This is a genomic window from Mesorhizobium sp. LMG 17147, assembly GCF_024297145.1.
Classification (GTDB): domain Bacteria; phylum Pseudomonadota; class Alphaproteobacteria; order Rhizobiales; family Rhizobiaceae; genus Mesorhizobium.
Map to the genome: position 1 here is coordinate 73353 of NZ_JANCTC010000012.1, position 24759 is coordinate 98111.

General features: G+C 63.8%; 22 protein-coding genes and 1 pseudogene. 7 read left to right on the forward strand and 16 right to left on the reverse strand.

Features of this window, described 5'->3' with window-relative positions:
- Positions 1–51: 51 nt before the first annotated feature.
- Genes NMG46_RS20900 through NMG46_RS20915 form a run of 4 tightly spaced genes read right to left on the reverse strand, consistent with a single transcriptional unit; the run spans position 52 to position 3966 of the window.
- On the reverse strand, positions 52–753 hold the full coding sequence (locus tag NMG46_RS20900; RefSeq protein WP_254819471.1) for a cysteine hydrolase family protein: 702 nt from the start codon (positions 751–753) through the stop codon (positions 52–54).
- 14 nt (positions 754–767) lie between these two features.
- Positions 768–1694, reverse strand: coding sequence for an ABC transporter permease (locus NMG46_RS20905; RefSeq protein WP_254819472.1), 927 nt, complete (start codon positions 1692–1694; stop codon positions 768–770).
- A complete protein-coding gene (locus tag NMG46_RS20910; RefSeq protein WP_254819473.1) occupies positions 1694–2818 on the reverse strand; it encodes an ABC transporter permease in 1125 nt (374 codons plus the stop codon). The genes NMG46_RS20905 and NMG46_RS20910 overlap by 1 nt, the downstream gene beginning before the upstream one ends.
- Positions 2819–2838: 20 nt before the next feature.
- Complete coding sequence (locus NMG46_RS20915) at positions 2839–3966, reverse strand: BMP family ABC transporter substrate-binding protein (RefSeq protein WP_254819474.1); 1128 nt, start codon at positions 3964–3966, stop codon at positions 2839–2841.
- Between the two features lie 322 nt (positions 3967–4288).
- Here NMG46_RS20915 and NMG46_RS20920 point away from each other — a divergent pair, with 322 nt between their 5' ends.
- Positions 4289–4948 carry a GntR family transcriptional regulator gene (locus tag NMG46_RS20920; protein ID WP_254819536.1) on the forward strand — a complete coding sequence of 220 codons (660 nt, stop codon included), beginning with the start codon at positions 4289–4291 and terminating at the stop codon, positions 4946–4948.
- A 3-nt stretch (positions 4949–4951) separates the two neighbouring features.
- Here NMG46_RS20920 and doeB read toward each other — a convergent pair whose 3' ends face one another.
- From doeB to NMG46_RS20970, 10 genes are all read right to left on the reverse strand, one after another.
- The gene (doeB, locus tag NMG46_RS20925) at positions 4952–5953 is read right to left on the reverse strand and encodes a N(2)-acetyl-L-2,4-diaminobutanoate deacetylase DoeB (RefSeq protein ID WP_254819475.1); all 1002 of its coding nucleotides are present in this window, start codon (positions 5951–5953) and stop codon (positions 4952–4954) included.
- A 5-nt stretch (positions 5954–5958) separates the two neighbouring features.
- The gene (gene doeA, locus NMG46_RS20930) at positions 5959–7137 is read right to left on the reverse strand and encodes an ectoine hydrolase DoeA (RefSeq protein ID WP_254819476.1); all 1179 of its coding nucleotides are present in this window, start codon (positions 7135–7137) and stop codon (positions 5959–5961) included.
- A gap of 38 nt (positions 7138–7175) precedes the next feature.
- Positions 7176–8168, reverse strand: coding sequence for a cyclodeaminase (locus tag NMG46_RS20935; protein ID WP_254819477.1), 993 nt, complete (start codon positions 8166–8168; stop codon positions 7176–7178).
- Positions 8165–9157 carry a hydroxyectoine utilization dehydratase EutB gene (gene eutB, locus NMG46_RS20940; protein ID WP_254819478.1) on the reverse strand — a complete coding sequence of 331 codons (993 nt, stop codon included), beginning with the start codon at positions 9155–9157 and terminating at the stop codon, positions 8165–8167. Before eutB ends, NMG46_RS20935 begins: the two co-directional genes overlap by 4 nt.
- A gap of 10 nt (positions 9158–9167) precedes the next feature.
- A complete protein-coding gene (gene eutA, locus NMG46_RS20945; protein WP_254819479.1) occupies positions 9168–9941 on the reverse strand; it encodes an ectoine utilization protein EutA in 774 nt (257 codons plus the stop codon).
- Positions 9938–10597, reverse strand: coding sequence for an ectoine/hydroxyectoine ABC transporter permease subunit EhuD (gene ehuD, locus NMG46_RS20950; protein ID WP_254819480.1), 660 nt, complete (start codon positions 10595–10597; stop codon positions 9938–9940). Before ehuD ends, eutA begins: the two co-directional genes overlap by 4 nt.
- A 16-nt stretch (positions 10598–10613) precedes the next feature.
- Positions 10614–11273: an ectoine/hydroxyectoine ABC transporter permease subunit EhuC gene (ehuC, locus tag NMG46_RS20955; protein ID WP_254819481.1), complete on the reverse strand. Its 660-nt coding sequence runs from the start codon at positions 11271–11273 to the stop codon at positions 10614–10616.
- A gap of 186 nt (positions 11274–11459) precedes the next feature.
- Entirely contained in the window at positions 11460–12311 is an 852-nt protein-coding gene (gene ehuB, locus NMG46_RS20960; protein WP_254819482.1) for an ectoine/hydroxyectoine ABC transporter substrate-binding protein EhuB, read from the reverse strand.
- 65 nt (positions 12312–12376) lie between these two features.
- Entirely contained in the window at positions 12377–13162 is a 786-nt protein-coding gene (gene ehuA / locus NMG46_RS20965) for an ectoine/hydroxyectoine ABC transporter ATP-binding protein EhuA (RefSeq protein WP_302896818.1), read from the reverse strand.
- 122 nt (positions 13163–13284) lie between these two features.
- Positions 13285–14670, reverse strand: a complete 1386-nt coding sequence (locus NMG46_RS20970; RefSeq protein ID WP_254819483.1) for a PLP-dependent aminotransferase family protein — start codon at positions 14668–14670, stop codon at positions 13285–13287.
- A gap of 82 nt (positions 14671–14752) precedes the next feature.
- Between NMG46_RS20970 and NMG46_RS20975 the strand changes: the two genes are divergently transcribed.
- From NMG46_RS20975 to NMG46_RS20990, 4 genes and pseudogenes are all read left to right on the forward strand, one after another.
- Entirely contained in the window at positions 14753–15244 is a 492-nt protein-coding gene (locus NMG46_RS20975; RefSeq protein WP_254819484.1) for an Lrp/AsnC family transcriptional regulator, read from the forward strand.
- Positions 15245–15371: 127 nt separating this feature from the next.
- Positions 15372–16865, forward strand: coding sequence for an NAD-dependent succinate-semialdehyde dehydrogenase (locus NMG46_RS20980; protein ID WP_254819485.1), 1494 nt, complete (start codon positions 15372–15374; stop codon positions 16863–16865).
- Positions 16866–16899: 34 nt separating this feature from the next.
- Positions 16900–18279, forward strand: a complete 1380-nt coding sequence (locus NMG46_RS20985; RefSeq protein WP_254819486.1) for an aspartate aminotransferase family protein — start codon at positions 16900–16902, stop codon at positions 18277–18279.
- A gap of 9 nt (positions 18280–18288) precedes the next feature.
- Positions 18289–19388, forward strand: a pseudogene (locus NMG46_RS20990) (alcohol dehydrogenase family protein).
- Positions 19389–19393: 5 nt separating this feature from the next.
- Here the strand turns inward: NMG46_RS20990 and NMG46_RS20995 are convergent.
- Complete coding sequence (locus tag NMG46_RS20995) at positions 19394–20770, reverse strand: aspartate aminotransferase family protein (protein ID WP_254819487.1); 1377 nt, start codon at positions 20768–20770, stop codon at positions 19394–19396.
- 166 nt (positions 20771–20936) lie between these two features.
- Between NMG46_RS20995 and NMG46_RS21000 the strand changes: the two genes are divergently transcribed.
- Positions 20937–22055, forward strand: coding sequence for an NAD(P)/FAD-dependent oxidoreductase (locus tag NMG46_RS21000; protein WP_254819488.1), 1119 nt, complete (start codon positions 20937–20939; stop codon positions 22053–22055).
- Positions 22056–22275: 220 nt separating this feature from the next.
- Entirely contained in the window at positions 22276–23283 is a 1008-nt protein-coding gene (gene ftsZ, locus NMG46_RS21005) for a cell division protein FtsZ (RefSeq protein ID WP_023677189.1), read from the forward strand.
- 96 nt (positions 23284–23379) lie between these two features.
- On the opposite strand, the gene NMG46_RS21010 is transcribed toward ftsZ, so the two are convergent.
- Positions 23380–24750: an alpha-glucosidase/alpha-galactosidase gene (locus NMG46_RS21010; protein WP_254819489.1), complete on the reverse strand. Its 1371-nt coding sequence runs from the start codon at positions 24748–24750 to the stop codon at positions 23380–23382.
- Positions 24751–24759: the final 9 nt, after the last annotated feature.

Consider the following 24759-nt stretch of genomic DNA (forward strand, 5'->3'; position numbering starts at 1 on the left):
CCGATGGTCTCGACGCCGACGGCTTTCTTGGCTCCGCTCAAGATCGTGTCCTCACGGCAGCTGCGCGACGAAGGATGCCGAGTTCGACACCGCGCCGAACACGCCGCCCTGCATCTTGATCATCTTGATCGCGGCAAGATGGTTGCCGTAGTCGGTCGCGCCGCAGCAATCCTCCAGCATCACGCATTCGAAGCCGCGATCGTTGGCCTCGCGCATCGTCGTGTGGACGCAGACATCGGTGGTGATGCCGGTCAGCACGATGTTTTCGATGCCGCGCTGGTGCAGGATCAGTTCGAGGTCGGTGGCGCAGAACGAGCCCTTGCCCGGCTTGTCGATGATCGGTTCGCCCACCGCCGGATAGAGGTCGGGGATGATGTCCCAACCGGGTTCGCCGCGCACCAGGATGCGCCCGCATGGTCCGGGGTCGCCGATGCCGGCATTGATGCGGCGCGAGCGCCAGCGCTTGTTGGCCGGCAGGTCGGCGAGATCGGGCCGGTGGCCCTCGCGCGTGTGGATGATGGTGTAGCCCTTGGCCCGCATGGCTGCGAGCACCGACTTGATCGGCTCGATCGGCGCCCGCACCAGCGAAAGATCGTAGCCCATATGATCGACATAGCCGCCCGGCCCGCAGAAATCGGTCTGCATGTCGATGATGATCAGCGCCGTATTGTCTGGCCGCAGCTCGCCATTATAGGGCCATGGATAGGGATCGGCATCGATGTAGCGCTGGGTGATCTCGGCTCTGGCGTTCATCGGAAAAACTCCAGTTATTTGGTGATCGACAATTCGCGCGGCGCGCCGGCAAGCGAGCGGCTCGGCGACGAGGTGGCGATCATGATGATGAGCGTGAGGATGTAAGGCGCGGCGTAGAAGAGATAGTAGCCCTGCGTCACCCCGACCGATTGCAGTGCCGGGCCCAGCGCGCCCGCACCGCCGAACAATAGTGCCGCGGCAAAGCAGCCGAGCGGATTCCAGCGCGCGAAGATGACCAGCGCCACCGCCATCAGCCCCTGCCCCGACGAGATGCGTTCGGTCCAGCTGCCGGGATAGTAGAGCGACAGATAGGCGCCGCCGATGCCGGCGAGCGCACCGCCGACACCTGTCGCAAGCAGGCGCACGGTGTTGGGATTGAGGCCCATGGCGCGCGCCGCATCGGAGCTGTCCCCGACGACGCGCACGATCAGGCCGGCGCGCGTGTTGCGAAAGGCCCACCATAGGAACACGGCAAGTGCCGCACCAATCAGGAACAGGATGTTGACGCTGAGCGCCGCCTGCACCTGCGGAATATCCGACCAGCCACCGAAGGCGATGGCCGGCAGGTCTGGTGCCGAGGGCTGGATGAACGGCTTGCCGAAGAAGAAGGCGAGACCGGAGCCGAACAGCATCAGCGCGATACCGATGGCGATGTCGTTCACCCCGCGGAATTTGCAGATCCAGCCGTGGAACAGCCCGAAGCAAAGACCGGCACCTGCGGCAGCCAGCAGGCCGAGCCATGGCGAGCCGGTCATCACCGCGACGGCGTAGGCGGTCATGGCACCGAAGACCAGCGTGCCTTCGAGGCCGAGATTGATGCGGCCGGAGCGCTCGGTGATGGCTTCGCCGAGCGAGACGAAGATGAAGGGCGTCGAAACGCGGATGGCGCCGCCGAGAATGGCGAGCGGCACGCCCCACAGGCCGATCTCGGTCGCGTCCATCAGGAGCCCCTCTTCCACAGATCGGGATTGAAGACCTTGAAGCGGCCGTAAAAGGTTTCGCTGAACAGGATGACGACGAAGAGCATGCCTTGCAGCACCAGCACGGTGGCGTCGGGCAGGTCCATGCGGCGCTGTATCAGCCCGCCGGAAGCGCCGATGCCGCCGAGCAGGAAAGCGACCGGGATGATGGCGAGCGGATTGTGGCGGGCGAGGAAGGCGACGAGGATGCCCGTATAGCCATAGCCGGCGGCGAGCGAGGCGTTGGCGCTGCCTTGCACCGCGCCGACCTCCAGCATGCCGGCCAGCCCGGCAAAGCCGCCGGCGAGCCCGGTGAAGCCGACGATCAGCGGCCCGACAGCAAGCCCCTGCACCTGAGCTGCCCTGACATTGCCGCCGGCAATGCGGGCGGCAAACCCCCAGCGCGTCTTTTCGATCAGCAGCCAGGACAGGACGCAGGCGACGATACCGAGGATAAGGCCCCAGTGCACGTCCATGCCTGGAATGTTGCCGATGCGGTAGGCATCCGCCAGCGGCTCGGTCGAGGGTTTGTTGAGCGAAGCCGGATCGCGCAGCGGCCCTTCGACCAGATGGTTCATCAGCGCGATGGCGATATAGGCCATCAGCAGGCTGGAGATGGTTTCGTTGACGGCGCGGTAGTGGCGGAGTGCGCCGACGGCACCGACCCAGATGCCGCCGGCGACCACGCCCGCCACGCCCATCAGCAGGATGACCAGAAAAGCCGGCGCGCCATTCACTGCCACGCCGATGGCGGCGGCGGCAACACCGCCCAGCACGATCGCGCCTTCGCCGCCGATGACGACAAGGCCAAGTCGTGCGGGCAGCGCCACGCAGAGCGCTGCCAATAAAAGTGGTGCTGCCCGCGACAGCGAGTTCTGGATCGAGAACCACGAGCCGAAGCCGCCACGCCACATCGTCTCGTAGAGTTGCACCGGCGACTTGCCGACCAGCGCGATGAACACGCTGAACAGCGCCATGCCGACGATCAGCGCCGCGAGCGGTATGACGAAGGCTTCCGCCCGCCGCGCCGCCCATTCGAGCGCCGCCGGATAATTCCTGGCGCCAAACAGCGCCGGTGCGCCCGCAGTGCCGACCGTGTCTGCCATGGCCCCGTCTCCGATCCGGTTCAGGCGGTCGAACCGACGACGCCCTCGACCAGGTAGTCCATGCTTTCGAGTTCGAGCGCGGTCTCGACGAAGGCTTGGCCCTCGGTCGCGACGACGACGCCCTTGTTGCTCTTCAGCGGACCCTTGATGACGGAAAATCCGCCTTTCATCATTTCGGCCAGCGTGCCGTCGAACTGCTTGCGGGCGGCGTCGCCGACGGCGGGGCCGAGCGGGCTCATCTTGACGAAGCCGTCGGCCAGGCCGCCGCGCGTGAAATTGGGCAGCGGCGTGCCGGCCACCAGATCGTCGACGAACATCTTGTAGACCTTGGCCCAGTTCCATTCCGCGCCGGTCAGGTATTTTTCCGGCGCCAGCGGGCTCTGGTTGGCATGATAGCCGCAGACGAAGGCGCCACGCCCGGCCGCCGTCTCGACCACCACCTTGGGGCTGTCGACATGACAGGTGATGACGTCGGCACCCTGGTCGACCAGCGCATTCGCGGCCTCTGCCTCCTTGACCGCCAGCGACCACTCGCCGGTGAAGATCACCTGGCAGGTGATGGTCGGGTCGACCGAGCGCGCGCCGAGCAGGAAGGAATTGATGTTGAGCAGCACCTGCGGGATCGGCTTTGCCGCGACGAAGCCGAGCTTCTTGGTCTTGCTGGTGTGACCAGCGACGACGCCGTTCAGATACTGGCCCATGCCGATATAGCCGAAATAGGAACCAGCATTCATCGGATGCTTGTCCTTGTTCCACATGCCACCGCAATGGCGGAACTGCACGTCGGGGAATTTCGCGCACATGGCCAGCATGTGCGGATCGAAATAGCCGAACGAGGTCGGGAAGATCAGCGACGCGCCGTCGAGATTGATCATCGATTCCATCGTCTTCTGGACGTCGACGGTCTCCGGCACGTTCTCCTCTTCGACCACGGAAATGCCTGCGATCCCCTTCAGCGTGGCAGCGCCTTCGGCATGCGCCTGGTTGTAGCCGTAATCGTCCTTTGGCCCGACATAGATGAAGCCGACCGTGGCCGTCGCGGCGAAGGCCCTGCTGATCGGAAACGACGCGGACGCAAGACTTAGTGCCGCTCCGACGGCGGAGGTCTTGAGCAGCTCGCGACGGCTAAGCATGAATCTCTCGGACATTGAATGCTCCCTCTATGGGGCCTTTGGGGCCGGTTAACACCTCAATGAAAGAAGTGTATGCAATCAGCGTGCCAGTTTCAGAAATTGGATTTATTCAGCAATATCAATGAGCGTGCCGATGTGGACTGCACAAAGCCGGAGCAATTGCATACACTTTTTGCCTTCAAAATCGCCAATTTGACATGAAGGCTAAAACATAGGCATACAGAGCTGCGGAGGAATCGAAGCCGGTGAGTGGCTTACGGCTCTAGCGAAAAGACTGGACGGAGGAGACGTGTCGGGAAAGCGCAATTTGATCAGGTCGGGCACGACCGTCGATCAGATGGTGAGGGCGATCAGCGATCGGATCGTCACCGGTTTCCTGCGCCCAGGCGAAAAGCTCGACGAGGCCTCGCTCGCCGCCCGCTTCGACGTCTCACGCACGCCGATCAGAGAAGCGCTCAGCCGGCTCAGCGCCATGGGACTGGTCGAAAGGCGGCCGAACCGCGGCGCCACCGTCGCCGTGGTGACGCAGGAGCACCTCGCCTCGATGTTCGAGAGCATGGCCGAGCTTGAAGCGATCTGCGCGCGCTTCTCGGCCGAGCGTATGACGGCGGGCGAGCGCCGCACGCTGGAGGCCGAGCACCAGGCCTCGGCGCGCTTGGTGCAGCTCGGAGCCGAAGAAGAGTATGAGCTTTTCAACACCCAATTCCACACCCGGCTCTATCGCGGCGCCCACAGCAAGCACATTTATGAACTGACCGTCATGACCCGCGGCCGCCTGGCGCCGTTCCGGCGCGCGCAATTCATGCTGCCCGGCCGGCTGGCCCAGTCGTGGCAGGAGCATGACGCCATCGTCACGGCAATCATGCGCGGCGACAGTACGGCCGCCGGAATAGCCGCCAAGGATCATGTCTCGATCGTCAGCGAGGCGAGCGCCGTCTTTGCCATCGGCGATCGCCCCAAAGGCAAGGCCGAACCGGTCCCGACATCGGCTTCCTAACCCTCAATCGACCAGCACAGCGACCACGGCAGCGCAGTCGCCGGCCTTGACCAGCCCCGGAAAATGCCGCGCCGCCAACAGACCGGACATTTTGGCCCGGATCTCCTGCGGAGCGCCGCCGGTGCGGCCTATGGAATGGATACGTGCCAGCACCTGGTTTTCTGCCACCGGCTCGCCGAGATCGATCATCGTTTCGATCATCCCGTCGTCCTCGGCGAACGAGAAGCAATCGCCGGACGGCATGTCGAGCCAGCGGGTTGGCTGCATCTCGAGCGTGCCAGCGACGATGCCGGCATGGCGCAGCACGTTGAGCACGCCCCGACGGGCGATCCGCACCGTTTCCGCGCGCGAAGTCCCGCCACCGCCGAGCTCTGTTGTGATGAACAGCTTGCCCATCTCCTCGGCGGCAGTGTCGAACATGCCGACCGCGTCGATCTCCAGCATCTTCATCGACCAGGGTGCGGAGAACGCTGCCACGGCAGCGAACCCCTTCGCTTCCAACACCTTGTCAGGCCGGATGTGGGCAGCGCAGAACGGCACGAAGTCGAGCGTCTTGCCGCCGGAGTGGAAATCGAGCGCGATGTCCGTTCGGGGCAGAAGCTCGCGCTGGAAATAATCGGCGATCTTCTCGGTCACCGTGCCGTCGGGCCGGCCGGGAAAGCTGCGGTTGAGATTGCCCTTGTCGATCGGCGAGGTGCGGGTGCCGGCGCGGAACGCCGGATAATTCATCGCCGGCACGATGATGACCGTGCCGCTGACGTCTTTCGGGTCGAGCGTACGGGCGAGGTCATAGAGCGCCAGCGGCCCCTCATACTCGTCGCCATGATTGCCTCCGGTGAGCAATGCGCTCGGCCCCTTGCCGTTGCGGATGACGCAGATCGGGATCATCACCGATCCCCAGGCTGAATCGTCGCGGCTGTAAGGCAGGCGCAAGAAACCGTGCTGCACGCCGTCGCGCTCGAAATCGACGGTCGGCGTGATCGGTGACGGGCGAAGGCTGGACATCGGGCTCAATTCTTCACCACCAGTTTGCGCGGCACATTCGCCAGGCACTCGACGCCCGTCTCGGTGATCAGGATGGATTCGGTGATTTCCAAGCCCATCGTCTCAAGCCACAAGCCGGTCATGAAATGGAAGGTCATGCCGGGCTTCAACTCGGTGCGGTCGCCTGGACGCAGGCTCATCGTGCGCTCGCCCCAGTCAGGCGGATAGGAAAGCCCGATCGGGTAGCCGGTGCGGTTGTCCTTGACGATGCCGTATCTCTTCAGCACCGCGAAGAAGGCGTTGGCGATGTCCTCGCATGTGTTGCCGGGCTTTGCGGCGGCAAGTCCCGCCTCCATGCCTTCCAGCGTCGCCTTTTCGGCGTCGAGGAACTCCTGCGTCGGCTTGCCGAGGAAAACGGTGCGCGACAGCGGGCAGTGGTAGCGGTTGTAGCAGCCGGCGATCTCGAAGAAGGTGCCCTCGCCCGATTTCATCGGCCGGTCGTCCCAGGTCAGATGCGGCGCCGACGCGTCGGCGCCCGACGGCAGCAGCGGCACGATCGCCGGATAGTCGCCGCCGACGCCGTCGACGCCGCGTGTGCCGGCATCGTAGATCTCGGCGACCAGGTCGCATTTGCGCATGCCGACTTCGATCTTGTCGACGATGCGCTGGTGCATCGCTTCGACGATGCGGGCGGCTTTGCGCATGTAATCGATTTCGGTCGGGCTCTTCACCGCGCGCTGCCAGTTGACCAGCGCCGTGGCATCGACGAAGCGGGCATTGGGCAAGTGCTTCTGCAGCGATGCGAAGGCAGCGGCGGAGAACCAGTAATTATCCATCTCGACACCGATGCGGAGCTTCTCCCAGCCGCGATCGGAGAGCACGCCGGACAGAAAATCCATCGGATGGCGCTCGGTCGACTGCACGTAGTTGTCGGCATAGCCGACGATGTTGTCGTGCGCGAGATAGGCGGTGCGCTTGGCGCCGTTGGCGTCCTGGCCGCGCCCGTACCACACCGGCTCGCCCGAGGGCGGCACGATGACGGCCTGGTGCACATAGAACGACCAGCCGTCATAGCCGGTCAGCCAGGCCATGTTGGACGGATCGCTGACGACGAGCAGATCGACGCCCTTGGCCTCCATCGCCTTCCGTGTCTTGGCGAGGCGCTCCGCATATTCGCCGCGCGAGAATTTCAAATTTGGCTGCATTGTTCTTGGTCCTCGTTTGTTGGGCCTTGCGGCCAGCATCAGCTTTCGAAAATCGTACCGGTCTTGGCCGCACGCGCCCGGTCGCGGGCGAGCGTGGCGATTGCCGTGTCCTGCACGCCTGTGCCCGTCAGATCGGCAATGGTGATGTCGCTGCCCGAGCGCCGCCCATGCCTTTCGCCGGCGATGATGTGGCCAAGCTCGGTGATTTCGGCATCGGCCGCCATCACGCCCGCCGCGATAGCATGGTGCAGTTCGCCCAGGCGCCGCGTCTGCTTGGCGCTGTCAGCGACGTAGAGATCGGCCATGCGCAGGATCGCCGGCGCGATCTCGTTCTTGTGCTCGGCATCCGAGCCCATGGCAGTGATATGCTGGCCGGCGGAGACGAAGCCGGGCTTGATCAGCGGCTCGGTCGACGGCGTCGTGGTGACGATGACGTCGGCATCGGCCGCAGCCTTTGCCGCGTCGGGCTCGGCGTGAACGGCGATGCCCAGTCTTTCGGACAATGCGTCTGCCGCAGCTTCGGCCTTGGCGGCATCCCTTGCCCAAATGCGGGCTTCCGTGATTGGCCGCACCAGCATCAGCGCCTCGAGCTGCAGTCCGGCCTGAACACCGGCGCCGAAGATCGCGGCAACGGAGGAGTCCGCCCGCGACAGATGTTTGGCGGCGACCGCGCCGGCGGCGGCGGTGCGGATGTCGGTGAGATAGCCATTGTCGAGCAGCAGCGCCTCGACCAATCCGGTTTTGGTCGACAGCAGCACCATCATGCCGTTGACGCTGGGCAGGCCGAGCTTCGGATTGTCGAAGAAACCTGGGCTGATCTTGATCGCAAAACCGTCGATACCCGGTACATAGGCGGTCTTGACGTCGACCTCGCCGCGATGCTCTGGAATGTCCAGCCGCAGGATCGGCGGCATCGCCACCGGTAAGGTAGCGAGCGCCCGAAACGCGTTCTCGACGCAGGCGACGGCATCGAGATCGAGCTTCACGATCTTGCGCAATTCGGCTTCGGTAAGGATCGTCATCCGGCTCATGCTGCGCTCTCCGCAATTGCTTCGCCGCAGATGATCTTGCGGTGCAGTGCCATGTCGATGTTGCGGCCGGACAGAATGAGCACCGTCGGGCCGCTCACCCTGACCTTGCCGGCAAGCACGGCTGCGATGCCGACCGCGCCGGCGCCTTCGACGATCTCGCGCTCCTGTTCATAGGCATGGCGGATGCCGGTGGCGATCTCGCCCTCGCTGAGCAGGATCACATCGTCGAGCAAGTCGCGACACATCGAGAAGGTCAGCCGGTTGTCGAGGCCGATGCCGCCGCCGAGCGAGTCCGCCAGCGTCGGCAGTTCCTCGACCAGCACCGGGTGCCCGGCGTCGAGGCTCGCCTTCATCGCCGCACCGCGCGCCATTGAGACGCCCATCACCTTCGTCGCCGGGCTGACGCCCTTGACGGCAGCGGCAACGCCAGCCGCCAGCCCACCGCCAGACAGCGGCACCAGCACAAGGGCGGCATCAGGAACCTGTTCGATGATCTCCAGCCCGAGCGTGCCTTGCCCAGCGACAATGGCAGGATGGTCGAAGGGCGGCAGCATGATCAGCCCGTCTTTCGCGACCAGCCGTTCGACCTCCTGCTGCGCATCGTCCTGGCTGTTGCCGACGATGCGGATCTCGGCGCCGAGCCGGCGGATCTCGTCCAGCTTGTTCTGCGGCACCAGCCGCGACATGCAGATCGTCGCGTGGATGCCTTGCAGTTGTGCGGCATAGGCAAGCGCCCGGCCGTGATTGCCGGTCGAGGCGGCGACGACGCCGCGCGCCTTCTCCTCTTCTGTCAGCGAAGCGATAGCGTTCGAGGCACCGCGCAGCTTGAAGGCGCCGGTGGTCTGCCGATGTTCGAGCTTGAGATAAACAGGCTCGCCCAAGTGCTGGGAAAGACTCCGGGAAGTGACGGTCGGCGTACGCTCGACCTTGCCCGCGATGCGCTCGCGCGCGGCGCGGATATCGGAGGGGCTTATCCTGGACGTGGTCATGGCTCATCAATCAGTTCAGCGGCAGCGTCATCAGACGGCCGAATTCAGGGCGCGCCTCGTCGTCGTCGCAAAGGCGCAGGCAATTCCAGGCAGTCGCCTGGTTGCTGGTGACGACGGGGCGGCCGATCGCCTCTTCCATGCCGACAACTGCCGCCGCCGACCGCAGCGCCGTGCAGGACACGAACAGCGCGTCGGCCTGCGAGGCCATCGCATCACGGGCCAGATCGACCAAGGATTTCGGCGCAATCCGCGCCATCTCGCGATCATCCTCGAAGCCGAGGCAAGTGAAGCTGGCGATTTCGAATCCATGCTCGGTGAAATAGGTCGCCATCGGCCGGCTGGTCTCGACCGTATAAGGGGTGAGGATGCTGATCGTCCTGGCGCCCAGCGCCTTCAGGCCGCGCACGCCGGCCATCGGCGGCGTGACCACCGGCACGCCGGGCTTGGCGGCCTGCACCGCCGCCTCGATTTCGGCATCGCCGATCACGACGGAAGCCGAGGTGCAGGAATAGCAGATCGCATCGAGCGGCTCGTCGGGCAGGATGAGGGCCGCCCCCGCCGTCAGTGACGGCTGCATCTTGCGCAAATTGTCCGGCGTCGTCGGATTGGCGTAGGGGATGCGCGCGACATAGACGCCGATGCGGTCGCTTGCCACCATGCGGCGAAAATCCGGTTCGCTCGTATGGTCGGTGGCAAGGATGATCAGGCCGACCCGCTTTTCCAGCGGACGCGCATCGAGCGGCGGCCGGACCGAGTGCAGGCGGATATCGGGTGCAGCGCTCATCGTTCGATCCGCCCATAACGGTGTTCCAGCCAGCGCAGCAGCACCACCGAGAACAGGCTGATGGCGAGAAAGAAGGCGCCGACCAAGGTGATCGGTTCGATATACCGATAATAGGTGTTGGCGACGCTCTTGGCCTGGTTCATCAGTTCCAGCACGGTGATCGCCGACAGCAGCGGCGTCTCTTTGAACATGGCGATGAAATAATTGGCAAGCGCCGGGATCATCGGCGGGATCGCCTGCGGAATGATGATGTGCGTCCAGGTCTGCGTGGCATTCAGATTGCAGGCCTTGGCCGCTTCCCATTGGCCGCGCGGCACATTGTCGATGCCGGCGCGGTAGACCTCGGCCGTGTAAGTGCCGTAATGCAGTCCGAGACCGATGACGCCCGCCACCAACGGCGGCAACAGGACGCCGAAATCCGGCAGCACGTAGAAGATGAAATAGAGCTGCACCAACAGCGGCGTGCCACGGATGAACTCGGCAACGAAACCGACGGTGCGCGACAGGGCCCGGTTCGGCGAACGGCGCGCCAACGCAATGCCCAGCCCGACGACGGCCGCCAGCACCGAGCCGAGCAGCGTCGCCAGGATGGTGATCTTCACCCCCTCGATCAGCGTCGGCAGGATCTGCCGGACAAAATCCCAATCCCATTCCATTAGCAGGCCCGATCAATCATACGCGCACCCCGTCGAGGCCACGAGCCATGCGGCGTTCCAGCGACCGCACGCCCCAGGAGATGAGCAGCGCCAGGACGAAATAGATGACGAGGATGGTGCTGAACGGCACCAGTGTATTGCCGGTCTGCGAGCGCACCACCTGCGCCTGGAAGGTCAGGTCTGCAAGCGAGATCAGCGAAACGACCGCGGTGGCCTTGAGCAGCTCGATGGCGTTGTTGCCGAAGGTCGGCAGCATCACCAAAAGCGCTTGCGGCAGGATGATATGGCGCATGGCTTGCCAGCGGCCGAGATTGAGCGCGGTGCAGGCCTCATATTGTTCGCGGCCGATCGACTTGATGGCGCCGCGCACGACTTCCGCCGCATAAGCGCCGACGTTGAGGCCCAGCGCCAGCACGCCGGCCTGCAGCGGCGTCAGCGAAATGCCGGCGAAAGGCAGCACGAAATAGGCCCAGAACAGCTGCACGAAGATCGAGGTGCCGCGGAAGAACTCGATATAGGCGGTGGCCAGCGCGCGCAGCACGAAAAACCGCGACAGCCGCCCCAACCCGGCAAGAAAGGCCATGACCAAGGCCAGCACCGACCCCATCAGCGTCAACTCGATGGTGACGAGTGCTCCTTGCAATATCAGGCCGAAATAGCCGGACCATTGGGTCATTGGGTCGAGAGTTTCCGCGTTGAATGTCCAGCGAGACGTTGGCTTCAGCCTCCTTCTCCCCGTTCACGGGAAAAAGATGCCGGCAGGCAGATGAGGGGCAGAGCCAGCTTGGCAGAACTTTGTGCTGCCCCTCATCCGGCCCTTCGGGCCTCCTTCTCTCCGTGAACGGGGAGAAGGAAGACCCGCCTATTTCGCCGAGCAGAGCTTGTCGCGGCTCGTCGACATTGCCGCCGCCGCCGAGAAGCCGTAAGGCTCGATGATCTTGGCGAACTCGCCGGACTTCTTCAGTTTCGCCAGCTCGACATCATAGGCGTCGCGCAGCGCTTCGTCGCCCTTCTTGAAGGCTGCGCCGTCGCAATAGACCGGCGCACCGACCACCGGCGCGATGACTTCGAGGTTCGGATCATTGGCTTTCTTGACCAGGTCGTTGATCGACAGCACGGGCAGTGAATAAGCATCGATGCGGCCGTCCTGCAGCATCTTCAGGCCGCTCTGGCCGTCCGGCACGACGATGACGCGCTCGCGCGGCACACCTGCGGTTAGCGCCAGCTTTTCCTCGGTGCCGCCACCCGGTGCGCCGATCGTCGCGCTGGTGTCCTTGGCGACGTCCTCGTAGCTCTTGAAGCCTTTCGGGTTGCCCTTCTTCACCAGCATCGCCTCGGCGTCGCACAGCACCGGTTCCGAATAGGCGACCGCAGCGCAACGTTCCGGCTTCATGAACAGGCCGGCGGTGACGACGTCGAAACGGCCGGCCTGCAGACCCGGGATCATGGCGCCATATTCCGAGATCGAGGCGACGATATCGTTGACGCCAAGACGTTTGAAGATTTCACGGGCAACGTCAGGCGCCGCACCCGAAACCTTGCCGTCGGCAGCGACCGCCGTATAGGGCGGCTCGTTGGCGATAGCGACGCGGGCAAAGCCTTGCGCCTTGAGCTCTTCGAGCTTGCTGTCATCGGCCGAGCCGGCCGTCGAGGCGGCCAGCACCGCCGCCAGCGCAATACCGGCGACGCCGGCCAAAATGGCAAATTTCTTCATTGTTCCCAACTCCTTGTTTGTCTGTCTTCTTGGCTTGCTTGAGGCGTCGCCGCCTCGCATGGCAGTCAGACCCGATGTCCGGCCGCAATGATCTTCTTCAGGAAACCTTGCGTACGCTCCTGTTTGGGATGGCGGAAAATCTCGTCGGGCTTGCCTTCCTCGACTATTCTGCCGCGATCGAAGAACAGCACCCGGTCGGCGAAGTCATGGGCGAAACCCATCTCGTGGGTGACCAGCAGCATGGTCATGTCGGTCTCGGCGGCGAGCTTGCGCATGACGTTGAGGACCTCGTCGACGAGCTCCGGGTCGAGCGCCGAGGTGACCTCGTCGAACAGCATGATCTTCGGCGACAGCGCCAGCGCCCGTGCAATCGCGACGCGCTGCTTCTGTCCGCCGGAAAGCTGCGCCGGCATCGCTTTGGCCTTGTCGACCATGCCGACCATGTCGAGCAGTTCCATCGCCCGCTTTTCGGCGGCGGCCCGCGGCACGCCTTTGGTCAGCATCGGTGCCAGCGTCACATTGTCGATGACGCATTTGTGCGGAAACAGATTGAACAGTTGGAAGACCATGCCGATCTTCTGGCGCATCTTTGCCAAATGCCGTTCATCGGCCGTCAGCAGCCGGCCGTTACGCTCCATGTGGTACAGATGTTCGCCATCGACCTGGATGTGGCCGCTGTCGATGCGCTCAAGCGTCATCAGGATACGCAGGATCGTCGTCTTGCCCGAACCCGACGGGCCGATCAGCGCCAGCTTCTCGCCGGGCATGACTTGCATCGAGAGGCCGTCCAGCACCTTGAAGGTGCCGAAGCTTTTCGAAATGCCGTCGATCTTGATGATGGGCGCCGACAATGAATTTCCCGTGCTGGAGAAGCTATGCCTTTAACGATGCGGATCGCAGCAAATCATGTCAATCAAGAAAATAATATCATGACAATATTTCGAATTCCGCACAATTCCCCGCCATTTGTTGCCTAGATGGCAAGCAGGAGATGCTCGGGATCGCCGAGCAGAAGCTTTGTGACAACGCCGAGACCGGCACGCAGTTCCCCCTCCGTGGTCGAGCCCAGCGAAATCCGGACGGCTGGATGCCAAGGCATCTGCGAAATGCGAAACGACGTGCCGGGCGCAATCGCCACGCCCTGCAGGCGCGCCTGGGACACAAAGCTTTCCTCGCCGCGATCCTCGGGCAGCCGCAGCCAGACGTGAAGCCCGTCGCGATGAGCGCGATAATCCACTCCGGCAAGCACCTCGGCGGCGATGTCCAGACGCCGCCGCAAAGCCAGGCGCTGCCATCGAACGAGTTCCATCGCGGTGCCGTCGGTCACCCATTTGCTGGCGATCTCGGCCACCATCGGAGTCGCCATCCAGTTCGAGACCAGGTGGCGGTTGGCAACCGCGGCGACATAACGATCGGGTGCCGCGAGATAGCCGATGCGCAGGCCGGGCACCACGATCTTGGTGAAGGAGGTGACGTAGAGCGTGCGCTCGGGGGCAAACGCCGCGACCGGCAGCGGCCGGTCCTCGACCAGCGGGCCGAGCACATCGTTCTCGATGATGGCGATGTCGTGCCTGCGCGCAACCGCCGCGATTTGCTCGCGCCGGGCGGCATCCATCAGCGTTGCCGTCGGGTTGATCACCGAGGGCTGCACGAACACGGCCCGGATGTCGGACAGCCGGCAGGCCTCGTCGAGCGCTTCCGGGATCAGCCCATTGTCGTCGATCGGCAGACCCTCGAGATTGAAGCCGAGATAGCGCGCCAGCGGGATCAGCGTGTGATGGCCGATCGCTTCCGTGGCGACGGTCGAACCGGGCGGCGCCACGCTCATCAGCGCTACCGTCATCCCGGCGGTGGCGCCGTTGGTCAGGCTGATGTTCTGCGACGACGCGTCGAGGCCGCAGAGCCGCAGCCACTCGACACCCACCGCGCGGTGGCGCGGGAACACCATGTTCGGCCTGAACGACAGCGCCGAGCTCGACGGCAGGTTTTCGGCGAGCCAGCCCAGCGCCTGCCTCAGCCGCTCCAGATGCATCGGTTCGCAGACCGGCTTCAGGATGGAGAGGTCGATGACCTCGCCCAGCCGCTCCGGCAGATAGGGCGGCTCCGGCTCGCGGCGCTGCGTCTGCACGAAGCTGCCGCGGCCGACCTCGCCGGAAACCAGCCCGCGGCGGATCAATTCCTCGTAGGCGCGGCTGACCGTCTGCACGGAAAGTTTCAGATCGTCGGCCAGTTGCCGGTGCGTCGGCAGGCGCGCGCCAGTGGCCAGACGCCCGTCATGGATGGCCCGCGCGAACTGGTCGGCGAGCGATTGATATGCCGGCCGCCGGATAAGAGCGGGATCTGGTCGCCAAAATGTCATGACTTATTAGAGATCGAAATCAGTGCAATTGACAATCGAAATAATGCGCCGTCATGGTGTCGGGCACTGGAAGTGGGTGATCATGGCTGCAGCGAAACTCGATCCGATCGATCTCAAGATCCTCGACGCCATCCAGCGCGACGGGCGCATCACCAAGCTGGCGCTGGCCGAGAAAGTCGGCCTGTCGCCGACGCCGTGCTGGATGCGGCTGCGCAAACTGGAAAAGGCCGGCATCGTCTCGGGCTACCATGCCAGGATCGCCGTGCGCGCCATCTCGCCGGTCGCTACCGTGCTGATGGAGGTGACGCTGGCTAGTCACCGCCAGGCCGATTTCGACCGTTTCGAGCGCGTCATCCGCGACATCCCCGAGATCGTCGCCTGCTGGTCTGTCGGCGGCGGCGTCGATTACCTGCTGAAGGTGATGGCGCGCGACATCGACGCCTATCAGCGGCTGGTCGACACTCTGCTCGAACGCGAGATCGGCATCGACCGCTATTTCACCTACATCGTCACCAAGACGGTGAAGGAGGAGAGTGTGCTGCCAGTGGCGGATCTGTTGCCGGCATCTTCCTGATGCCGGAGAGATCGTCTGGCTGGGCAGGGCAATAGAGACAATCTCTCTACGTGCAGGCACGCAAACAGCCTCTCTGTTTGCGCGGCAGAGATAGTCTTGCGGCATTACCCGAACCGGGAGCCCGATGATGTCCGCACATTTTGCCCGCTCGCACCGCCATGAAGCACTTGATCGCCTCGCCGACCGACGGCTGCTGCGCGAACTCGCCTATGTCGCTGGCCACTGGACGGCGAGCGAGACCGCGGAGAGTTTCGAGGTGACCGATCCGGCCACCGGATCCACCGTCGCTTTTGTTGCCGCGCTCGATGCCCGGCAGACGACATTGGCGATCGATGCGGCATCGCGCGCCTTTCCTGCTTGGCGCGCATTGCTGCCGCAGGAAAGGTCGAAAATCTTGCGAAAATGGTTCGATCTGATCGTCGCCGCCAAGAATGACCTGGCTCTGCTGATGACGCTCGAACAAGGCAAGCCGCTGAAGGAATCGCTCGGCGAGATCGACTACGCCGCCTCTTTTGTCGAATGGTATGCCGAGGAGGCCAAACGTCTCAACGCCGAAAGCGTCACCAGCCATCTGCCTGATACCGAGATGATGGTGCGGCGCGAGCCGCTCGGCGTCGTCGGCGTCGTCACGCCGTGGAATTTTCCAGCGGCCATGCTGACCCGCAAGGCGGCTGCCGCCCTTGCCGCCGGTTGCACCATCGTCGCGCATCCTTCCTCGGAAACGCCGCTGTCGGCACTGGCGCTGGCCGAGCTTGGCGAACGCGCCGGCCTGCCGGCTGGCGTTTTCAACGTCCTCACCGGCAGGGCTTCGACTATCGTTGGACGGATGTGCGAAGACCCGCGCGTTCGCGCCATGAGCTTCACCGGCTCGACCGAGATCGGCAGGCTGATCGCCGCACAGAGTGCGCCGACGATGAAGCGTCTGGTGATGGAACTCGGCGGTCATGCGCCGCTGATCGTCTTCGCCGACGCCGATCTCGACAAGGCTGTCGCCATTGCGGTCGACGCGAAATTCGCGACCTCCGGCCAGGACTGCCTCGCCGCCAACCGCATCTATGTCCAGCGTCCGCTCTACGATCGGTTCTGCGCTGCTTTCGCCAAACGCGTCGAGGCATTGCAGACCGGCAATGGCCTGGCTGACGACACCGAAATCGGACCCTTGATGCACGAACGCGCCGTCAAGAAGGTCGAGGAGCAGGTGGCCGATGCGCTCGCCAAAGGCGCGCGCTGCCTGACCGGCGGCAAGCGCCATTCCGCCGGGCCGCTGTTCTACCAGCCGACCCTGCTTGCCGACGTGGGAGACGACGCTTTGATCATGCGCGAGGAGACCTTCGGTCCGGTTGCGGCCGTGACGCCCTTCGACAGCGAAGAGGAAGTCGTCGCCCGCGCCAATGCCACCGAGTACGGCCTCGTCGCCTATGTCGTCACCGAAAACGGCGGTAGGCAATTGCGCATGGGCCGTGCGCTCGACTATGGCATGGTCGCCATCAACCGCGTCAAGATCACCGGCGCGCCGATCCCTTTCGGCGGCGTCAAGCAGTCCGGCATCGGCCGCGAGGGCTCGCGTCACGGGCTCGAAGCCTTTACCGATCTCAAATATCTCTGCCTCGACGTGGCGTGAGCCGCGCCCGACACTTTCCCTCAGGAGTAGAAAAATGCTCGACCGGTCAAACGAACTCGCCGCCTGGGACCGCGATCACTTCTTCCATCCCTCGACCCATATGGGCACCCATGCGCGTGGCGAGAGCCCGACGCGTGTGATTGCCGGTGCCGAAGGCGTCACCATCTGGGACAATACCGGTAAGAAGAGCATCGACGCCTTCGCCGGGCTCTACTGCGTCAATGTCGGCTATGGCCGCCAGAAGATCGCCGACGCCATCGCCGCGCAGGCCAAGAATCTCGCTTATTACCATGCCTATGTCGGGCACGGCACCGAGGCGTCGATCACGCTGTCCAAGATGATCATCGACCGCGCGCCGCAAGGCATGTCGAGGGTCTATTTCGGGCTCTCCGGTTCAGACGCCAATGAAACCAACATCAAGCTGATCTGGTACTACAACAACGTGCTCGGCCGGTCCGAGAAGAAGAAGATCATCTCGCGCTGGCGCGGTTATCACGGCTCCGGCATCATGACCGGATCGCTGACCGGCCTCGACCTGTTCCACAACGCCTTCGACCTGCCGCGTGCGCCGGTCCTGCACACCGAGGCGCCCTACTATTTCCGCCGCGCCGACCGCTCGCTGAGTGAAGAGCAGTTTTCGCAATACTGCGCCGACAAGCTCGAGGAGATGATCCTCGCCGAAGGGCCGGAAACGGTCGCCGCCTTCATCGGCGAGCCGATCCTCGGCACCGGCGGCATCGTGCCGCCGCCGGCCGGCTATTGGGAAAAGATCCAGGCGGTGCTGAAGAAATACGATGTGCTTTTGATCGCCGATGAGGTAGTCACCGGCTTCGGCCGATTGGGTACCATGTTCGGCTCCGACCATTACGGCATCAAGCCCGACCTGATCACCATCGCCAAGGGCCTGACCTCGGCCTATGCGCCGCTCTCCGGCGTCATCGTCTCCGACAAGGTGTGGCAGGTGCTCGTCCAAGGCTCCGACAAGCTCGGCTCGCTCGGCCATGGCTGGACCTATTCGGCGCATCCGATCTGCGTGGCCGCCGGCGTCGCCAACCTGGAACTGATCGACGAGATGGACCTGGTGCGGAACGCCGGCGAGACCGGCGCCTATTTCCGCGCCGAGCTGACGAAAGCCGTCGGCGGCCACAAAAACGTCGGCGAGGTGCGCGGCGACGGCATGCTGGCGGCAATCGAGTTCGTCGCCGACCGGGACGACCGCGTGTTCTTCGACGCCTCGCAAAAGATCGGACCGCAGGTCGCGACCACCCTTGCGGCAAGCGGCGTCATCGGCCGCGCCATGCCGCAGGGCGACATTCTCGGTTTCGCGCCGCCGCTCTGCCTGACACGGCAAGAGGCCGACATCGTCGTCTCCAAGACGGCCGACGCGGTGAAGAGCGTGTTTGCCAGCATCTGAAGAACCGACATGAATGCCATGACCAAAACCCTCCCCGCCACCATGGCCGCCGTGCAGCTGATCGGGCACGGCGGACCGGAAAAGCTCGTCTACCGCACTGACGTCAAAGTGCCCTTGCCCGCTCCGGGCGAGGTGCTGGTCACGGTCACCGCTTGCGGCATGAACAACACCGATGTCTGGGTGCGCCAGGGCGCCTATGGCACTGAGGAGGATGCAGCCGCCGTGTCGACATGGCGGCGGCAAGGCAACACACTGACCTTCCCGCGCATCCAGGGCACCGACACGGTCGGCAACATCGTTGCCGTCGGCGAAGGCGTGTCGCCGGCCCGCATCGGCGAGCGGGTGATGGTCGATTTCTCCATCTACAATCGCGACGACGATTCACTCGCCGACATCGACTATATGGGCCACGGCCGCGACGGCGGCTATGCCGAGTACCAGGCAGTGCCGGCCGAGAACGCGCATGTCGTCAGCACCGATCTGAGCGACGTCGAACTCGCCACCTTCTGCTGCGCCTATCTCACCGGTGAACAGATGCTGGAACGCGCCGCATTGAAAGCCGGCGAGCGCGTGCTGGTCACCGGCGCCTCGGGCGGCGTCGGCTCGGCATCGTGCAGCTGGCGCGGGCACGCGGCGCCATTCCCTATGCCGTTGCCGGCGAGGGCAAGGAAAAGGCGGTGCGTGATATCGGCGCCGAGGCGGTGATCACCCGTGGCGTTGCCGATCTGCCGTCCGCGGTCAGCGAGGCGACCAAGGGCCAGCCGATCGACGTGGTGGCCGATCTCGTCGGCGGCGCGATCTTCAACGACCTGCTGCGCATCCTCAGGCCGGAAGGCCGCTATACCACGGCTGGTGCAATTGCCGGCCCGGTCGTGCAGCTGGATCTGCGCACCATGTACCTGAAACAGCTGCAACTGCATGGCTCGAGCCAGGGCACACGCGCGGATTTCCGCCGCATCGTGCGTTACATCGAGGAGAAGAAGATCCGGCCGCTGGTCGGCGGCGTCTACAAGCTCTCCGATTTCCATCGCGCCCAGGCCGATTTCATCGCCAAGGATTTCGTCGGCAAGCTGGTCGTTGTGCCGGATGCGGTCGGCGTCGCTAAATAGCACGATCAGCTCTGCGATCGGACCTCCTTGGCGGCAGCCTCGAGCGACCGTTCAAACGCGTCGATCACCTGGTCGACCTGAGGCTCGGTGATGATCAGCGGCGGGCAGAAAGCCAGCGCATCACCCATATTGCGCGAGATGACGCCGTTCTGCTGCATGAAGCCGTTGACGAGCCCGCCCAGCGCCCCGACCGTGTCCCACGGCGCCTTGTTCGGCTTGTCGCCGACCAGTTCGACCGCCGCGATCAGGCCGACGCCACGCACCTCGCCGACAAGCGGGTGCGAAGCGAGTGTGCGCAGCCGCTTCTGCATATGCGCACCGACTGTGCGCGCATTGCCGACAAGGTCGCGCTCCTCGATCAGCTTCAGGTTCTCGAGCGCGACTGCGGCCGCAACCGGATGGCCGCCGCCGGTGAAACCGTGGCCGAAAGTGCCGATACGATTGCTTTCATCGGCGATCGGCTCGAATACCTTGTCGTTGATCAGCAGGGCCGAGATCGGCAGATAGGACGAAGAGATCTGCTTCGACAGTACCATGATGTCAGGCCTGATGCCGAAGGTCTGCGAGCCGAACATCTCACCTGTTCGGCCAAAGCCGCAGATCACCTCGTCGGCGATGAGCAGGATGTCGTATCTCGACAGCACCGCCTGTATCTTCTCCCAGTAGCCGGCCGGCGGAACGATGACGCCGCCGGCGCCCATGATCGGTTCGCCGAAGAAGGCGGCGATGGTTTCCGGTCCTTCGGCCAGGATCAGCTTTTCCAGCTCGTCGGCGAGCCGCGTCGAAAACTGCTCTTCGCTTTCACCCGGCAGCGCCTCGCGCCATTGGTGCGGCGTCGAGGTGTGCAGCACATTGGCAATCGGCAGGTCAAAGGAAGTGTGGTTGTTGGGCAGTCCGGTCAGGCTTGCCGAGGCGATGGTGACGCCGTGATAGCCCTTCTTGCGGCTGATGATCCTCTTGCGCGCCGGCTGGCCGAGCGCATTCGACCGGTACCAGATCATCTTCATGGCCGTATCGTTGGCCTCGGAACCGGAATTGGTGAAATACGCCTTGCTCATCGGCACCGGCGCCATCTGCACCAGTCTCTCGGCGAGATCGATCAGCGGCGAATGCGATTTGGAGCCGAAATCGTGATAGTAAGGCAGCTTCGACATTTGCCGTACTGCCGCATCGACCAGCCGCTTCTCCGAAAAACCGACCGCGACGCTCCAGAGCCCCGCCATCGCCTCGATATAGCGGTTGCCGGCAAGGTCCTCGACATAGATGCCGTTGCCCTTCTCGATGACGAGCGGCCCCGACTCCTGATGCTTGCGCGCATTCGTATAGCCATGCATGTGAAAGCTTATGTCGCGGGCTTCAGGTGAATTCGGTCGTGCGTCCATGATGGCTCCTGTGCTGCACGCGGAACAGTCCTGCCGCCGGGCCGGCTCGGCAGGTCCCCGTGCATTATGCCGTTTGATGCATCTTTCTCGAACGGTATAGTGTCAAGCGCTTTCGACAGGGCCAGCGGATGGGTGGACGCATGCAGAACTTCGGCTTGACCTAACCGTGGACCATGTCGACTGCATTGTCGCCGGCGCCGGCGTTGTAGGCCTGGCGATCGCGCGAGAGATGGCGCAGCGCGGCATCGATACGCTGGTCCTGGAAGCCGAGAACGCTATCGGCACCGGGACAAGTTCGCGCAACTCCGAAGTCATCCATGCCGGCCTCCACTATCCGGTTGGATCGCTGAAAGCCCGGTTCTGCGTGGCCGGCCGGGAAAGACTCTATCGCTATTGCGAGGAGCGGGCGATCCCGCACGCGCGCTGCGGCAAGCTCATCGTTGCCACAAATGCCGAACAGGAGCCGGTGCTCGCCTCAATCCGGGCCAATGCACGCGCTTGCGGCGCCGGCGACCTGGTGCCGTTGCGCGAAGCCGAGGCGCATGCGCTGGAGCCCAGCCTTAGGTGTACGGCAGCGTTGCTGTCGCCGGCCACCGGGATCATCGACAGCCATGCCCTGATGCTCGCCTTGCTGGCCGATGCCGAAGCGCACGGGGCGGCCCTTAGTCTCAACACGCGCATCGCCTCCGGCCGCATCGAAGCGGGCCGCGTCGTGCTCGAGACGGTGGACGCTGCCGGCGGCGAGCGCTTCGAGATCGCCACTCCGCGTTTCGTCAATGCCGCCGGGCTTGGCGCGGCAGCACTTGCAGGTTCGCTTGAAGGGCTCAATCAGCAATTCGTGCCAAAGCTCCATTATGCCAAGGGCAATTATTTTTCGGTGACCGGCGGGGCGCCGTTCTCACGATTGGTCTATCCGGTGCCCGAACCCGGCGGGCTCGGTGTTCATCTGACGCTCGATCTCGACGGCGTCATCCGCTTCGGGCCGGACGTCGAATGGACCGATCAACTCGACTATCGCGTCTACCCAGCTCGTGGCGAGCGCTTCTACAGCGAGATCCGCAAATACTGGCCGGAGCTGGCCGATGACAGCCTGCAGCCCGCTTACAGCGGCATCCGGCCAAAACTGTCCGGTCCCGGTGAGGCCAATGCCGACTTCGTCATCCAGGACGTGGCGGTGCACGGCGTGGATAGCCTGGTCAACCTGTTCGGCATCGAAAGCCCCGGCCTGACCTCCTGCCTGGCGATTGCCGACCATGTCGCGCAGTGCCTCGCGCCGAACTTGTAGCGTGCGGGGCTCGCGCAACGATCTGCACTGTATCAAGGCGCATTGCGTAAACTTTCAGGCGCAAGTCGCCTATGAGGCACATCGCGCACTTGCAGCCCGCTCCGCGCTCTGATTCCCTGCACTCTGGGCTGTCCTGATTCGCACTGCCCGGTTCAAAGTTTTCGCAGTGCGCCCGGGACAAGCTTCCAGCGACCACTCGGCGTATCCAGGGAGAACGGCAATGAACACCGCGACGAGGCCGGTAATCTCGGAGATGAGGCCCAAGATCACCGTCGTCGGGGTCGGCGGCGGCGGCGGCAACGCCGTCAACAACATGATCGCCGAAGGCCTGCAGGGCGCGGAATTCATCGTCGCCAACACCGATGCCCAGGCCCTTGCGATGTCGAAGGCAACGAGGCTGATCCAGTTGGGCGCTCATATCACCGAAGGTCTCGGCGCCGGGTCCCTGCCCGAGGTCGGCCGCGCCGCGGCCGTGGAATCCATCGACGAGATCATGGATCACCTTGCTGGAACGCATATGTGCTTCGTGACCGCCGGCATGGGAGGCGGAACCGGCACCGGTGCCGCGCCTGTTATAGCGCAGGCAGCACGGGCAGCCGGAATACTGACCGTCGCCGTCGTTACCAAGCCATTTGTCTTCGAAGGCAGGCGCCGCATGTACGCTGCCGACGAGGGCATCGAGCGCCTGCGCGAAAGCGCCGATACCGTCATCGTCATCCCCAACCAGAACCTGTTCAGGATCGCCGACGCCAGAACCACGTTCGCCGACGCCTTCGCCATGGCCGACCGGGTTCTTTATGCGGGTGTCGGCTGTATTACCGATCTGATCGTCAAGGAAGGCCTGATCAATCTCGACTTCGCCGATGTAAAGTCGGTGATGCGCGACATGGGCCGCGCCATGATGGGGACCGGCGAGGCCGCCGGAGAAGGCCGCGCCAAGAAGGCGGCGGAAGCGGCAATCGCCAACCCGCTGCTCGACGAAGCTTCGATGATGGGCGCCAAAGGGGTCCTTGTCTCGATATCGGGCGGCATGGACATGACGCTGTTCGAAGTCGACGAAGCCGCTACCCGCATCCGCGAGGAGGTCGACAACGATGCCGACATCATCGTCGGCGCCATCTTCGACAAGGCACTCGCCGGAAAATTCAGGGTATCGGTCGTGGCGACCGGCTTGCGGCGTGGCCTGGAGATTCCACTGCTTGCCGAACCGGAAGTTCGCATGAACTGAACGCGTACCGCTGACTACCAGCCTTGCGTCACCAGAGCCGCGCGCCGTCGATGACTTCCCATCAGCCGACGGTTGCTCGCGAGCCGTATCCGATACTCAGGCCGCCCGAACGCTGCGGGCTCCACGCGCCCAGGCCGGCAGCCAATCGCCATGCGCAACCAGCAAATCATCGACCAGCGACCATATCTGGTCGAGGTCGAGCTCGGCCGCCGTATGCGGGTCCATCATCGCCGCGTGATAGATGTGCTCGCGGTTTTCGGTCATCAGCGCCTGGACCGTCAGCTCCTGGACGTTGATATTGGTGCGGATCAGCGCGGTGAGCTGCACCGGCAGGTCGCCGATGAAGGTGGGTTGAATGCCCGAGGCGTCAACGAGGCATGGCACCTCGGCCGCGCAATTATATGGCAATGACGTGATGCAGCCATTGTTGCGGACGTTGCCGTAGATCACCGACGGCTCGCCGGTCCAGACCGAGTTCATGATCGAGGACGCATATTCCTTCGACTGCTCCACTTCGATCTTGTCAGCCGAGCGATAGGCTTCCGCTTGCCCCTTCCAGCGTTCGATCTGCTCGATGCAGCGCTTCGGGTATTCGTCGAGCGGGATACCGAATTTCTCGATCAGGTCGTCGCGCCCGTCCTTGATGAAATAGGGCGTGTATTCCGCGAAATGTTCGGAGCTCTCGGTGACGAAGTAACCGAGGCGCTTCAGCATCTCGTAGCGCACTCTGTTCGGGCAGCGCGGGTTCCATCCCGGCTTCGGCGCCCGCCCTTCGCTGTAGGCGCGCAGCAGATCCGGATAGAGGTTGCGATAGGAGCCATCCGGCTGGCGATGCTCGAACTTCAGGTAGAAGGCCATGTGATTGATGCCGGCCGAGCGGTAGCGAATCTCCTCGTAGGGAATGTCGAGATCGTGCGCCAGTTCCATCGCTGTGCCTTGCACCGAGTGGCAGAGGCCCACCTGCTTGATGTCAGGGTATTTCTCTGTGATCGCCCAAGTGTTGATCGCCATCGGGTTGACATATTGCAGCATGATCGCCTGCGGGCAGATTGCGAGCATGTCCTCGCAGATCTTCCAGAGATGCGGCACGGTTCTCAAGCCGCGCATGATGCCGCCGACACCGAGCGTATCGGCGATGGTCTGGCGCAGACCGTATTTCTTCGGAACTTCGAAATCGGTAACGGTGCAGGGCTCGTAGCCGCCGATCTGGAAGGCGACGACGACGAAATCGGCGCCCGCCAGCGCCTTGCGCTGGTCCGAATAGGTTTCGGCTTTGGCCCTCACGCCGAGCGTCGAGATCAGCTTGCCGACCACGATTGCGCTTTCCTCGAGCCGTTGCGGATTGATGTCCATCAGTGCGATCGTCGCGCCGGATAAGGCCGGACGCTGCAATATGTCGCCGACGATGTTCCTCATGAACACCGTCGAGCCAGCTCCGATGAAAGCGACCTTGGGATTTCTTGCCACAACAACCTC

What these genes read in the sequence shown, in the direction of transcription:
- NMG46_RS20900 (WP_254819471.1), bottom strand. Translation starts at nt 753, where the DNA reads ATGAACGCCAGAGCCGAGATCACCCAGCGCTACATCGATGCCGATCCC.
- NMG46_RS20905 (WP_254819472.1), bottom strand. Translation starts at nt 1,694, where the DNA reads ATGGACGCGACCGAGATCGGCCTGTGGGGCGTGCCGCTCGCCATTCTC.
- NMG46_RS20910 (WP_254819473.1), bottom strand. Translation starts at nt 2,818, where the DNA reads ATGGCAGACACGGTCGGCACTGCGGGCGCACCGGCGCTGTTTGGCGCC.
- NMG46_RS20915 (WP_254819474.1), bottom strand. Translation starts at nt 3,966, where the DNA reads ATGTCCGAGAGATTCATGCTTAGCCGTCGCGAGCTGCTCAAGACCTCC.
- NMG46_RS20920 (WP_254819536.1), top strand. Translation starts at nt 4,289, where the DNA reads ATGGTGAGGGCGATCAGCGATCGGATCGTCACCGGTTTCCTGCGCCCA.
- doeB (WP_254819475.1), bottom strand. Translation starts at nt 5,953, where the DNA reads ATGTCCAGCCTTCGCCCGTCACCGATCACGCCGACCGTCGATTTCGAG.
- doeA (WP_254819476.1), bottom strand. Translation starts at nt 7,137, where the DNA reads ATGCAGCCAAATTTGAAATTCTCGCGCGGCGAATATGCGGAGCGCCTC.
- NMG46_RS20935 (WP_254819477.1), bottom strand. Translation starts at nt 8,168, where the DNA reads ATGAGCCGGATGACGATCCTTACCGAAGCCGAATTGCGCAAGATCGTG.
- eutB (WP_254819478.1), bottom strand. Translation starts at nt 9,157, where the DNA reads ATGACCACGTCCAGGATAAGCCCCTCCGATATCCGCGCCGCGCGCGAG.
- eutA (WP_254819479.1), bottom strand. Translation starts at nt 9,941, where the DNA reads ATGAGCGCTGCACCCGATATCCGCCTGCACTCGGTCCGGCCGCCGCTC.
- ehuD (WP_254819480.1), bottom strand. Translation starts at nt 10,597, where the DNA reads ATGGAATGGGATTGGGATTTTGTCCGGCAGATCCTGCCGACGCTGATC.
- ehuC (WP_254819481.1), bottom strand. Translation starts at nt 11,273, where the DNA reads ATGACCCAATGGTCCGGCTATTTCGGCCTGATATTGCAAGGAGCACTC.
- ehuB (WP_254819482.1), bottom strand. Translation starts at nt 12,311, where the DNA reads ATGAAGAAATTTGCCATTTTGGCCGGCGTCGCCGGTATTGCGCTGGCG.
- NMG46_RS20970 (WP_254819483.1), bottom strand. Translation starts at nt 14,670, where the DNA reads ATGACATTTTGGCGACCAGATCCCGCTCTTATCCGGCGGCCGGCATAT.
- NMG46_RS20975 (WP_254819484.1), top strand. Translation starts at nt 14,753, where the DNA reads ATGGCTGCAGCGAAACTCGATCCGATCGATCTCAAGATCCTCGACGCC.
- NMG46_RS20980 (WP_254819485.1), top strand. Translation starts at nt 15,372, where the DNA reads ATGTCCGCACATTTTGCCCGCTCGCACCGCCATGAAGCACTTGATCGC.
- NMG46_RS20985 (WP_254819486.1), top strand. Translation starts at nt 16,900, where the DNA reads ATGCTCGACCGGTCAAACGAACTCGCCGCCTGGGACCGCGATCACTTC.
- NMG46_RS20995 (WP_254819487.1), bottom strand. Translation starts at nt 20,770, where the DNA reads ATGGACGCACGACCGAATTCACCTGAAGCCCGCGACATAAGCTTTCAC.
- ftsZ (WP_023677189.1), top strand. Translation starts at nt 22,276, where the DNA reads ATGAACACCGCGACGAGGCCGGTAATCTCGGAGATGAGGCCCAAGATC.